The sequence below is a fragment of the Sphingorhabdus sp. genome (assembly GCF_040079335.1).
GTDB lineage: Bacteria > Pseudomonadota > Alphaproteobacteria > Sphingomonadales > Sphingomonadaceae > Sphingorhabdus_B.
In genome coordinates, this window is sequence record NZ_JBEBKL010000001.1 from 68,770 (window position 1) to 79,640 (window position 10,871).

13 protein-coding genes and 1 tRNA gene are annotated in these 10,871 nt (G+C 56.8%); 8 read left to right on the forward strand and 6 right to left on the reverse strand.

All coding sequences use genetic code 11. The features are described from left to right. Window positions 1-3: 3 nt before the first annotated feature. A complete protein-coding gene (locus ABL922_RS00285; RefSeq protein ID WP_349022203.1) occupies window positions 4-1,023 on the reverse strand; it encodes a hypothetical protein in 1,020 nt (339 codons plus the stop codon). Between the two features lie 265 nt (window positions 1,024-1,288). On the opposite strand from ABL922_RS00285, the gene ABL922_RS00290 reads away from it, so the two are divergent. After that, a tRNA-Asp gene (locus ABL922_RS00290) sits at window positions 1,289-1,365 on the forward strand. Here ABL922_RS00290 and ABL922_RS00295 read toward each other — a convergent pair. The 4 genes from ABL922_RS00295 to ABL922_RS00310 all read right to left on the reverse strand — a co-directional run bounded on the left by ABL922_RS00295 (window position 1,354) and on the right by ABL922_RS00310 (window position 2,882). Beyond that, window positions 1,354-1,584, reverse strand: a complete 231-nt coding sequence (locus ABL922_RS00295; RefSeq protein WP_349022204.1) for a DUF2842 domain-containing protein — start codon at window positions 1,582-1,584, stop codon at window positions 1,354-1,356. The two genes, ABL922_RS00290 and ABL922_RS00295, sit on opposite strands and share 12 nt — an antisense overlap. Then, complete coding sequence (locus ABL922_RS00300; protein ID WP_349022205.1) at window positions 1,581-2,156, reverse strand: 5-formyltetrahydrofolate cyclo-ligase; 576 nt, start codon at window positions 2,154-2,156, stop codon at window positions 1,581-1,583. The genes ABL922_RS00295 and ABL922_RS00300 overlap by 4 nt, the downstream gene beginning before the upstream one ends. A gap of 197 nt (window positions 2,157-2,353) precedes the next feature. Next, complete coding sequence (locus tag ABL922_RS00305) at window positions 2,354-2,692, reverse strand: cell division protein ZapA (protein WP_349022206.1); 339 nt, start codon at window positions 2,690-2,692, stop codon at window positions 2,354-2,356. Beyond that, window positions 2,685-2,882, reverse strand: a complete 198-nt coding sequence (locus ABL922_RS00310; protein ID WP_349022207.1) for a hypothetical protein — start codon at window positions 2,880-2,882, stop codon at window positions 2,685-2,687. Before ABL922_RS00310 ends, ABL922_RS00305 begins: the two co-directional genes overlap by 8 nt. A 204-nt stretch (window positions 2,883-3,086) precedes the next feature. Here ABL922_RS00310 and tkt point away from each other — a divergent pair, with 204 nt between their 5' ends. The 4 genes from tkt to ABL922_RS00330 all read left to right on the forward strand — a co-directional run bounded on the left by tkt (window position 3,087) and on the right by ABL922_RS00330 (window position 8,273). Continuing rightward, window positions 3,087-5,054 (forward strand): transketolase, encoded by a 1,968-nt coding sequence (tkt, locus tag ABL922_RS00315; RefSeq protein ID WP_349022208.1) that lies wholly within the window; start codon window positions 3,087-3,089, stop codon window positions 5,052-5,054. A gap of 14 nt (window positions 5,055-5,068) precedes the next feature. Further along, the gene (gap, locus tag ABL922_RS00320; RefSeq protein ID WP_349022209.1) at window positions 5,069-6,076 is read left to right on the forward strand and encodes a type I glyceraldehyde-3-phosphate dehydrogenase; all 1,008 of its coding nucleotides are present in this window, start codon (window positions 5,069-5,071) and stop codon (window positions 6,074-6,076) included. Between the two features lie 13 nt (window positions 6,077-6,089). Continuing rightward, entirely contained in the window at window positions 6,090-7,289 is a 1,200-nt protein-coding gene (locus ABL922_RS00325; protein WP_349022210.1) for a phosphoglycerate kinase, read from the forward strand. Between the two features lie 84 nt (window positions 7,290-7,373). Further along, entirely contained in the window at window positions 7,374-8,273 is a 900-nt protein-coding gene (locus ABL922_RS00330) for a fructose bisphosphate aldolase (protein ID WP_349022211.1), read from the forward strand. Between the two features lie 24 nt (window positions 8,274-8,297). Here ABL922_RS00330 and ABL922_RS00335 read toward each other — a convergent pair whose 3' ends face one another. Then, window positions 8,298-8,678: a hypothetical protein gene (locus ABL922_RS00335; RefSeq protein WP_349022212.1), complete on the reverse strand. Its 381-nt coding sequence runs from the start codon at window positions 8,676-8,678 to the stop codon at window positions 8,298-8,300. A gap of 41 nt (window positions 8,679-8,719) precedes the next feature. Here ABL922_RS00335 and thiE point away from each other — a divergent pair, with 41 nt between their 5' ends. The 3 genes from thiE (at window position 8,720) to ABL922_RS00350 (ending at window position 10,806) form a co-directional block, all read left to right on the forward strand. Continuing rightward, window positions 8,720-9,343, forward strand: a complete 624-nt coding sequence (gene thiE, locus ABL922_RS00340) for a thiamine phosphate synthase (protein WP_349022213.1) — start codon at window positions 8,720-8,722, stop codon at window positions 9,341-9,343. 81 nt (window positions 9,344-9,424) lie between these two features. Next, window positions 9,425-9,988 (forward strand): elongation factor P, encoded by a 564-nt coding sequence (gene efp, locus ABL922_RS00345; RefSeq protein ID WP_349022214.1) that lies wholly within the window; start codon window positions 9,425-9,427, stop codon window positions 9,986-9,988. Beyond that, a complete protein-coding gene (locus tag ABL922_RS00350; protein WP_115548512.1) occupies window positions 9,988-10,806 on the forward strand; it encodes an inositol monophosphatase family protein in 819 nt (272 codons plus the stop codon). Before efp ends, ABL922_RS00350 begins: the two co-directional genes overlap by 1 nt. Window positions 10,807-10,871 lie beyond the last annotated feature (65 nt).

Here is a 10,871-nt window from a genome sequence, read left to right on the forward strand (position 1 = left end):
TGCTCACTGTATAACTGTCTGGAAGGTGACGGTGCGGGTTTGACCGGCGGGAACGTTGCCCAATTGAACACTCACACGTGTGCCATTGAAATTGGCTGCATCGACGTCTGCTGCGTCAGTCAGGCTGGCGGCCTGTAGGGTGATGCTGCCTGCAACATAAGTTGTGCCAACAGGGACTGGATCATTGATGACCAGATTGTTCAACGTTCCGGCGCCGCTCACCGTCGCCAAAATTGTGTAAGTGATTGTGGCCCCGGGTACTGCATTCGTACCGCCAAAGGGATCTGCAACGGTTGCCGACTTCGCCAGAGCCACCGATGCAGCGTCGACACGCAGGAATCCGCTAGCCTCGCCATCCGCGCCGCTCGATCCGACCACGGCATTGCCACCACCTTCGCCAGCACCAGCGAATGTCGTTCCGGGTGCGCCCGTGCCCGTTGTCGCAGCAGCAACTAGGCTGACATTTGCGCGTTCGCCATTGGCTTGGGTCGGTGCGATATTCGTCAGGACGAATATGGTGATGCTCTGGTCGGGCGACAGCAGCGGATCATTGGTGCCCGCTACATAGACGGTATCGACGCCGGGATCGTAAACGCCGTTGTTGTTAGTATCGATGACGATCTGAGCCAGCGTGGGATCAAAATCATCACCGCTGTTCGCAACATTGGGCGTAAGTCCAAATGCTTCCGGACCATTGCCGTTGTTGGTCACCCGGTAAGTGAGCACGGCATTGGTCGCGCCCGGCGTGGTTGGTACGTCACCTGGATCGCTGCTCGCCACCGTGACGTCCAGCAGTTCGTCGACAAGGATCACCGAGGTGTTCGACTGGATGTCAATCGTGCCCGAGCCGGTGTCGTAGCTGGCAGTCGCGATATTTTCGATATTAGTACCGGCCAATGTGCCTGCAGCCCAGGCCGCTTGGCCAGGCGCAAGCAGGGCGCTTGAGAGTGCAATTGCAGACACTGCCGCAGGACGCAGAAATGCGTCGCGGAAACGTTTGCAGGACGAATTGGACTTCAACATGACGCCCTTATCGCAAAAGGGGGTCAAGAAATGGTTAAGCCAAGGTAGGGGCTGTTAATCAGATAGGATATTGATATATAATAATAATAATGACCGCAATGATGTCGAATCTTGTAAAATCAAACGGAAATGGTAAACTACACCAAAAGATTTAGAGCTGGCGAACAAGTGGGCCTATCGCGGATGCGCAAGAAAATTTCGTTTCTTCCATTCTCTCTGTTGACAGCCAGAGCGCCCGCTTCTAGGAGCGCCGTCACCGCATTAAGCGGGTGTAGCTCAGTTGGTTAGAGCGCCGGCCTGTCACGCCGGAGGTCGCGGGTTCGAGCCCCGTCACTCGCGCCATTTTCCTGTTTCCATCCAGATCAGCAATGGCCGTAAAGGCGCGATCCAGATTGTTCCCAATATCAGATACACAATTGCCTGCAGCCAGATCGGCCAGCCACCGATGACGTCAGATTGACTTCCGATAACCCACGCCAGCAGCGTGATTATTCCCAAAATAATGAACATGCCTGTGGGCTTGCGCCAGCTGGGTTTGGACGGGGGATTTGGATGGTTCATCGGCTGATCCAGCTTCTTTCGGTAAGGACGGCGTCCAAAGGCATGTCCCAAGGGTCTAAAGGCAGACTATCGGCCTGTTGAGCTGACCAAGCAATACCGACAGCGATGCTGTTGCCCAACACGCTTAATGCACGGTCGTAATGCCCGGCACCTTGGCCGAGCCGCATCAGATTGGCATCGAAGGCAACAACCGGCACGAGCACGACATCCGGTGTCACTTGCGGCGCATCTGCCGTGGGTTGCGACAATCCAAATGGCCCACTTTCAAGCGGGTCTCCTGCCTGCCATTGCAAAAATCGCATCGGCGAAAGCTTGCTGGTGACATGGGGCAAAGCGAGCGCACATCCGCGTTCGACGGCAGCGGCCAACAGCTTCGAAGGATCTGCCTCGGAGCCTATCGCAATATAGCCTGCGACGACTTTTCCGGGTTTACATAACTGTGCCAGTGGGGAGGGGAGGCAGCTGAAAGCAATTTCTGCTTCACCGCGATTCAGGCTGGCAATGAAACTGTCCCGCCTGGCTCTGAATTCGCGTCGCAGTTCGGATTTGACGTCACTCTGCTGCAATTGCAACCCTTTGAAAAACGTAGCGGAACCACCATGGGTCGTTTTCCGGAATATCCTCTGACGCCATTACGTCAGGTGGGCACCATGTGCTTCGGACCCCACTGTAACCAGAGTGGCCCGGGCAGGGATAGCTCCCTTGGATGATATTATCGCCTCAGGGATGTTCTCTTCAGCTCGTGCCGGGCAGTCCCGCCATCATCAATCTAGGCGTCCTGCGACGTCTGCTCAAGCCCGGACGCAAAAGATTCTACACGTTCTGCCAGTTTTTCGAGTGATTGCGCCATTTTCAACGCCGTTTGCTCGTCAATCGCCTTGTTGGCGGGCACCATCGCCACGCCACCATTGGCTTCGTTCAACTGATCGGCGAGCAAAAGCGCTGCAAAAAGGAGCTGACGGCTCTCATTCAGACCACCTGCGCTACCGCCTGCCTCGCGGGCTTTGCTGTCAACCATTGTGCCTAAATCGAGCAAACGTTGCTCTTCGCCATCGCGACAGGTAACGATATATTCGCGTCCGACGATATTCAGCCTGACCTCAGCCATGTGCAGAATCCTCCTGTGCCAACAACCGGTCAATTTCGGCGACAGCCTGTTCGGTTGCCGATTTCAGCGCAGAATAGCGTTGTTCGAGTTCAGGGTTTGTCGACAATGTTTGCGGCATTTTGGCCTGTTCCAGCCGTGAAACGACCCTCTCCAGCCTGCCGATTGCCTCGATCATTTGTTGTTGTGCCATGGCTTGTTCCCTGTTCTTTGCACAAACTAGCAAAATCGGCGTGATTGGCAACGCGCGATCTATTGGCAATCGCCGCAAATCTTGGTGACTTTGGCTTGACCCGTGCCGCCTCGCTCCCCAAAGGAGGCGCGAGCCGACTCGTGCAGTCATCATGAAAATCTTGAGCTGGGGCCGCTCTACAGGGCGGCAAAAGGGGTAATTTGCATGTCCGCCGATCTTCAGATGATGGCCAACGCGATCCGGGCGCTTTCGATGGATGCCGTTCAGGCGGCTAATAGCGGCCATCCGGGCATGCCGATGGGCATGGCCGATGTTGCGACCGTGCTTTACGCCAAATATCTGAAATATGATGCTTCTGCGCCGAAATGGCCCGATCGGGACCGCTTCGTGTTATCGGCAGGTCATGGATCGATGCTGGCCTATTCGACGCTGTATCTCAGCGGTTATGCCAGCCCAACCATCGAAAACATACGTAATTTCCGTCAGTTGCACAGCCCATGTGCCGGTCATCCTGAAAATATCGAGCTTGAAGGCGTCGAAAGCACCACCGGTCCGTTGGGGCAGGGGCTGGCCATGGCTGTTGGCATGGCGCTTGCCGAGAGGCATCTAAATGCGGTTTTTGGTGATGAACTGGTCGATCACCGCACTTGGACGATAGCGGGCGACGGTTGCCTGATGGAAGGTATCAACCACGAAGCCATTGGTTTGGCTGGACATCTGGGGCTTGGCCGCCTGATTGTTCTGTGGGACGATAACCGCATCACCATTGACGGCAGCACCGATCTTTCAACCAGCGAGGACATCAAGGCGCGCTATATTGCCACTGGATGGCATGTCGAAAGCTGTGACGGGCATGATTTTGCTGATATTTCAAGGGCGATAGAGGCCGCAATTGCGGACGGACGTCCGTCGCTGATTGCGTGCAAGACGTTGATTGGCAAAGGCGCCCCGAACAAGCAGGGGACGTCCGCGACGCATGGCTCGCCGCTGGGCGCCGACGAAATTGCCGCTGCCCGGGTAGAACTGGGTTGGAATTATCCGCCATTTGAGGTTCCCACCGATATCCTGGACGCATGGCGCGCCGCAGGCAGCCGTGGTGGAAATGTACAAGCGGAATGGAATAGTCGTTTATCTACAAACTCTAATGGCGCAGAGTTTATGCGCCGTATGAATGGTGATTTGCCGCAAAACAATGCGATGCCGGACTATCTGGCGTCGCTGATCGCCAACCCGGCAAAGGTGGCAACGCGCAAGGCATCGGAAATGGCGCTGGAAGCGTTGACGGCGGCTGTTCCGGAACTGGTCGGCGGTTCGGCGGACCTCACTGGATCAAACAACACAAAGACAAAGTCGACCGGCCCGCTGACGCGTGACGATTATGCGGGCCGCTACATTTATTATGGCATCCGCGAATTCGGCATGGCGGCCGCGATGAACGGTATGGCGCTGCACGGCGGGATCATTCCCTATGGCGGCACTTTTCTGGTGTTTTCGGACTATTGCCGCAACGCCATCCGGCTGTCGGCGATCCAGCAGCAACGCGTCGTCTATGTGATGACGCATGACAGCATTGGCCTGGGCGAAGACGGCCCGACCCATCAGCCGGTCGAGCATCTTGTCAGCCTGCGGGCGATGCCCAATCTGACGGTTTTCCGCCCTTGCGATACGATTGAAACCGCAGAATGCTGGGAACTGGCGCTGAAGAACCGCAAGGGCCCAGCGTTGCTCGCACTGTCGCGCCAAAACCTGCCACAGCTGCGCACGGACATCAGCGAGAATATGTCGGCCAAGGGCGGTTATCGTCTGCGTGCCGCCGCCGCACCGCGCAAGGTGGTGCTGGTCGCGACCGGGTCGGAAGTCGAACTGGCAATGACGGTTGCTGATGCACTTGAGGCCGCAGGGCAGGGCGCTGATGTCGTTTCCATGCCCAGCTGGGAGCTTTTCGACATGCAGGACGCCGCCTATCGCGCCAATACCCTGCCCGATGATGCGCTCAAGGTTTCGATCGAAGCGGGCGTTACCTTGGGCTGGCAGCGTTATACCGGCAATGATGGCCTCAACATTGGTATTGACAGTTTCGGCGCTTCGGCTCCGGCAGAAGCACTTTATGACCATTTTGGCTTCTCGGTCGATGCAATATTGAACAAAATTCAAGCTAAGTTAAAAGCTTAAAGGGAGTATTTAATATGGCTACCAAAGTTGCGATCAATGGTTTCGGCCGCATCGGCCGCCTCGTTGCGCGCGCAATCCTTGAACGGAATGACCATGATCTTGAACTGGTCGCGATCAACGATCTGGCTGATGCCAAGTCGAACGCGCTGCTGTTCAAACGCGATAGCGTGCATGGCGCATTTCCCGGCACTGTAGAGGCCGATGGAAACGACATCATCGTCAACGGCAAGCGTATCCATGTGACCGCAGAGCGCGATCCGGCAAACCTGCCGCACGGTGCGAACGGCGTCGACATCGCGCTCGAATGCACCGGTTTCTTCACCGATCGGGACAGCGCGGGCAAGCATCTGGCCGCTGGCGCCAAGCGCGTTTTGATTTCTGCTCCTGCAAAGAATGTCGATAAAACAATCGTTTATGGCGTCAACCACGGTGTCTTGACGTCAGATGACAAGATTGTCTCGAACGCCAGTTGCACCACCAACTGCCTGGCACCGCTCGCCAAGGTTGTTCACGAAACCGTCGGTATCGAGCGCGGCCTGATGACAACGGTGCACGCCTATACCAACGACCAGAAAATCCTCGATCAGATCCACGAGGATATGCGGCGCGCGCGCGCTGCGGGCATGTCGATGATCCCGACCACAACCGGTGCTGCCCGTGCCGTTGCCGAAGTGCTGCCCGAACTGAAGGGCAAGCTCGACGGTGCAGCGATCCGCGTCCCGACACCCAATGTCAGCCTTGTCGACCTGACTTTCACGCCGTCGCGCGACACAAGCGTTGAGGAAATCAACGCCGCGCTGAAGGCCGCGTCGGAAGGCGCTTTGAAGGGCGTATTGGCATATTCGGACGAACCGCTGGTTTCGATCGATTACAACCATTGCCCGGCAAGTTCGACCATCGACAGCCTCTCGACCGTTGTTATGGAAGGCAAGCTGGTTCGCGTTGTCAGCTGGTATGACAATGAATGGGGTTTCTCGAACCGCATGGTCGATACTGCTGGCGTGATGGCTGGTCTGCTCTAAGGAAGACAACGTCATGGCCTTTCGCACCCTCGACGACCTCGGCGACCTCACCGGCAAATGTGCATTGGTGCGTGTCGACCTGAACGTACCGATGGCGGAAGGCCGCGTTACCGATCTGACCCGTATGCACGCGCTTGCGCCGACCGTGAACGAACTGTCGGCCAAGGGTGCCAAGGTGCTGTTGCTAGCGCATTTTGGCCGTCCCAAGGGGCAAAAGCACAGCGAAATGTCGGTGTCGATGACGCTGGATGCGTTGCAGGAAGTTTTGGGACGCGAAATCATGTTCGTTCCTGAAATCTATGGCGATGTTGTTGCGCAATCGCTTTCGATCCTCTCGAATGGTGATGTCGCACTGCTCGAGAACAGCCGTTTCTGGGCGGGTGAGGAAAAGAACGATCCCGAACTGGCGAAGGCAATTGCCGCCAATGGCGATCTCTATGTCAACGATGCCTTTTCGGCAGCCCACCGTGCGCATGTGACCACCGAAGGTCTGGCGCATCTGCTTCCGTCATATGCCGGTCGTTCGATGGAGGCTGAACTCAAGGCTCTGGAAGCCGCATTGGGCGCGCCCGAGCATCCGGTGGCCGCGGTGGTTGGTGGAGCAAAGGTGTCTTCCAAGCTTGATGTCCTCAACAATCTGGTCACCAAAGTCGATCATTTGATCATCGGTGGCGGCATGGCCAACACCTTCCTCGCCGCGCGCGGGGTGAATGTCGGCAAGTCGCTGTGCGAGCATGATCTGGCCGATACCGCCAATGCCATTTTGGATGCGGCGGATGCTGCCGGTTGCACGGTGCATTTGCCTTATGACGTCGTTGTCGCCACAGAATTCCGCGCCAATCCGCCCGTGCGTACGGTCAATGTCCATGAAGTGGCAGAGGATGAGATGATTCTCGACGTTGGCCCCGCTGCGGTTGAGGCTTTGGCCGATGTTTTGAAGAATTGCCGCACCTTGGTCTGGAACGGCCCTATGGGTGCATTCGAAATTGAACCCTTTGACGCTGCTACGGTTTCGCTGGCTCGCACGGCTGCCGCGCTCACCAAGGAAGGTTCGCTGGTCTCGGTTGCAGGTGGCGGAGACACCGTTGCGGCATTGGCGCATGCGGGCGTGACGCAAGACTTCACCTTCATTTCGACTGCAGGCGGTGCCTTCCTTGAATGGATGGAAGGCAAGATATTGCCCGGCGTGAAAGCGCTCGAAACAACAGCCTGAATTTTACCAATAGAGCGGTTGCGACTTGCGCGATGGAACGCTAATGGCCGCCGCGACATACGTATGCACAAACAGGGAGCTCCCATGAACACCGCTGACATGAACGCCAAGATTGCCGCCGGACAGGGCTTTATTGCCGCACTCGACCAGAGTGGTGGTTCGACGCCTAAGGCGCTCAAAGGTTATGGTATCGAAGAAGGTGCGTGGAGCAATGATGAGGAAATGTTCGGCCTGATCCACGATATGCGGTCACGGATCATCCGGTCGACGGCGTTTACTGGTGACCGCGTGATTGGTGCGATCCTGTTTGAACGCACAATGGATGGCTCGGTCAACGGCAAGCCGACCCCCGCGGCGCTAGTCGAAAAAGGCGTGGTGCCCTTCATCAAGATCGACAAAGGCCTCGAAGACGAAGGATTTGGTGGGTTCGGGGGCGTGCAGATGATGAAGCCGATGCCGGAACTGGATGATCTGCTCGTACGTTCAAAGGCGCTGGGCGTGTTTGGGACCAAAGAACGTTCGGTTATTAATTCGGCCAACCGCGATGGCATTGCTGCCATCGTCGCGCAGCAGTTTGAGGTCGGGCAGCAGGTACTGTCACACGGCATGATGCCGATGATCGAGCCCGAAGTTAACATCAAGAGCGAAACCCGTGCCGATTGCGACGCGATCCTGCTCGAAGAAACACTGAAGCAGCTTGACGCGCTGGGCGCGGACCAGCAGGTGATGCTCAAGCTGTCGCTGCCGGTTGAAGCGGGCAAATTTGATGCTTTGGAGCAGCACCCCAAAGTGCTGCGCGTGGTTGCACTTTCTGGTGGCTATAAGCGCCCGGAAGCCTGTGTCGAACTCGGGAAAAACAGGGGAATCATTGCGTCTTTCAGCCGCGCGCTGCTTGAAGATTTGCGTCACCAGATGAGCGATGATGAATTTGACGCCTCGCTCGATGAAGCCATCGAAGCGATCTACAAAGCCTCGATTGCTTGATTGGCAACGCGAAGAACAGCGTTACTACAAACCACCCGCAAAGCTGAGGCTGAAGCGGTATTTGCTCGCGTCGATCTTGCCATTTTTCGGGCGGACGGGGCGGACCTCGGAAAGTGTCATCATGCCGTCAGCAACCGCCATTGGTTGGTCGCTGGCGAGCAGCAATTCTCTAGGTCCATCCGCGCGCATCCACAGCGCCTTGATCCGAACCCGTCCAGGCCAGACGCACTGCACCTCGGCAGGACAGCGGCTGTCTTCGATGACCGCGACAGGCTTTATAACTGGGCCGTCGACATAGACTGCCTGCCCGATACGGGCGTTCGACGGGTCTTGAGATTGTGCGATGGGTAAGGAGATGCAGCCCGCAAGGATCGGAAACGACAGGAGAGCGGTGAAGGTACGCATTTGCATTTACAGCGAATTGCCGACACCGCTATGAACCGAATATGACCAGACCTGCCTGCCAACTTTATCTGATTTCTCCATTGAATGTTGACGGTGACTTTCCGTCGCAACTCGAAGCGGCTTTATCTGCCGGACCTGTCGCTGCCTTTCAGTTTCGGGTGAAGGATATTGACCAGCATGAAGCCGCCCGTCTGGCGGCGCCGATGCAGGAAATCTGTGCCAGGTATGACGTCGCCTTCATCGTCAATGACAGCATAGCGCTGGCCAAACGGATCAAGGCGGATGGCGTGCATCTGGGGCAAGAGGATGGCGACCCTGCAGAAGCGCGCGAGGAACTGGGCCGCGACGCGCAGATAGGCGTCACTTGCCACAACAGCCGCCATCTGGCGATGGAGGCGGCAGAAGGCGGGGCCGACTATGTCGCGTTCGGCGCGTTTTTCCCGACGACGACTAAAGAGGTGAAGCATCACGCCGATCTGGAAACGCTCGAGATGTGGTCGCAATTTACCGAAGTGCCCTGTGTAGCTATTGGCGGGATCACACTGGATAACGCCAAAGCCGTTGTCGATGCGGGCGCTGATTTCATCGCGGTCAGTGGTGCCGTCTGGAACCATTCGGAAGGACCGGCAGCGGCGGTAAAGGCTTTCAACGCTCTTCTTGCCTAATCAGCCTCGCCCCGCTAAAGGCCGCGGCCAACGGGGTGCGCAGCGCCCCTTGCTCTTTCCAACTGTCAAGCGAGTGTTCTCATGAAAATCAGCGGCGTCGAAATTCGTCCGGGCAATATCATCGAATATGAAGGCGGCATCTGGCGTGCGGTCAAGATCCAGCATACGCAGCCCGGCAAGGGTGGCGCTTATATGCAGGTTGAACTCAAGAACCTCCGCGATGGCCGCAAGAACAATGTCCGTTTTCGTTCGGCCGAAACTGTTGAGCGCGTTCGACTTGACCAGAAAGATTTTCAATATCTGTATGCCGAAGGCGATAATCTGGTTTTCATGGATAAGGAAACCTATGATCAGGTGACCTTGCCCACCGACTTGCTGGGTGACGCAGCTGCCTTCCTTCAGGACGGCATGGATGTCGTCATGGAAATGTATGAAGATGAGGCGCTTTCTGTCGCCTTGCCCGACACAATCGAAGCTACGATTGTTGAGGCCGATGCCGTCGTCAAAGGCCAAACCGCGTCTTCCAGCTACAAGCCTGCCATTCTCGATAATGGCGTGCGCGTGATGGTGCCGCCGTTCATCAGCTCGGGCACGCGCATCGTCGTTGACGTTTACGAACGGGAATATGTGCGGAAGGCTGACTAATGCCAGCGCTATCAGGCCTGATGTCCGTCATGGAAAAAGCTGCCCGCAAGGCGGGTAGCAAGTTGCGCCGTGACTTTAGCGAAATCGAACAATTGCAAGTGTCGATGAAGGGGCCTGCCGATTTTGTAACCAAAGCGGATCAAAAGGCCGAAGACACAATCTTCCGCGAGCTTGAAAATGCGCGGCCCGACTGGGGCTTCCTTATGGAAGAAACCGGCGAGATTGCCGGAAAAGAGGGCAAGCCGCGTTTCATAGTCGATCCGCTCGATGGCACCAGCAACTTCCTCCACGGCATTCCGCATTTTGCGATTTCGATCGCGGTGCAGGATCCCAAGCCCGATGGTTCGGGCTGGGGCGATCTCTATATGGGGCTGGTCTATAACCCGATTACCGACGAAAGCTTTTGGGCTGAAAGAGGGAAGGGTGCTTTCCTAGGCCACAAGCGACTTCGCGTTTCGGCACGTCGCAAGTTGAGCGAGGCGTTGGTCGCGACCGGCGTTCCGTTCAAGGGACATGGTGATATTGAGGAATGGGGCAAAATCTACGCCGCTATCGCCCCGGAGGTTGCCGGCATCCGCCGTTTTGGTGCAGCCAGCCTCGATCTGGCCTGGCTGGCCGCTGGTCGCTATGACGGTTTCTGGGAAAGCGGATTGTCACCTTGGGATACGGCTGCAGGCTGCCTGATCGTACGTGAAGCAGGTGGTTTTGTGACCGACTATCGCGGGCGTTCACCTGCTATTGCCGATGCCCAATTGCTGGCCGGAAACGACCAGTTGCACAGCCGCTTGCACAAGCTTCTGGTCGGGGCGCTCAAATAATACAAATAACGGTGGAAAAAAGCCGTGTCCGCCCCTTGCGGCGGTGCACAATCACCCCTAAAAGC

Bases quoted from the DNA above. Each gene is read 5' to 3' on its own strand.
- efp (WP_349022214.1), top strand. From the start codon at position 9,425: ATGAAAATCAGCGGCGTCGAAATTCGTCCGGGCAATATCATCGAATAT.
- ABL922_RS00285 (WP_349022203.1), bottom strand. From the start codon at position 1,023: ATGTTGAAGTCCAATTCGTCCTGCAAACGTTTCCGCGACGCATTTCTG.
- ABL922_RS00305 (WP_349022206.1), bottom strand. From the start codon at position 2,692: ATGGCTGAGGTCAGGCTGAATATCGTCGGACGCGAATATATCGTTACC.
- ABL922_RS00335 (WP_349022212.1), bottom strand. From the start codon at position 8,678: ATGCGTACCTTCACCGCTCTCCTGTCGTTTCCGATCCTTGCGGGCTGC.
- ABL922_RS00350 (WP_115548512.1), top strand. From the start codon at position 9,988: ATGCCAGCGCTATCAGGCCTGATGTCCGTCATGGAAAAAGCTGCCCGC.
- ABL922_RS00325 (WP_349022210.1), top strand. From the start codon at position 6,090: ATGGCCTTTCGCACCCTCGACGACCTCGGCGACCTCACCGGCAAATGT.
- thiE (WP_349022213.1), top strand. From the start codon at position 8,720: ATGACCAGACCTGCCTGCCAACTTTATCTGATTTCTCCATTGAATGTT.
- gap (WP_349022209.1), top strand. From the start codon at position 5,069: ATGGCTACCAAAGTTGCGATCAATGGTTTCGGCCGCATCGGCCGCCTC.
- tkt (WP_349022208.1), top strand. From the start codon at position 3,087: ATGTCCGCCGATCTTCAGATGATGGCCAACGCGATCCGGGCGCTTTCG.
- ABL922_RS00295 (WP_349022204.1), bottom strand. From the start codon at position 1,584: ATGAACCATCCAAATCCCCCGTCCAAACCCAGCTGGCGCAAGCCCACA.
- ABL922_RS00310 (WP_349022207.1), bottom strand. From the start codon at position 2,882: ATGGCACAACAACAAATGATCGAGGCAATCGGCAGGCTGGAGAGGGTC.
- ABL922_RS00330 (WP_349022211.1), top strand. From the start codon at position 7,374: ATGAACACCGCTGACATGAACGCCAAGATTGCCGCCGGACAGGGCTTT.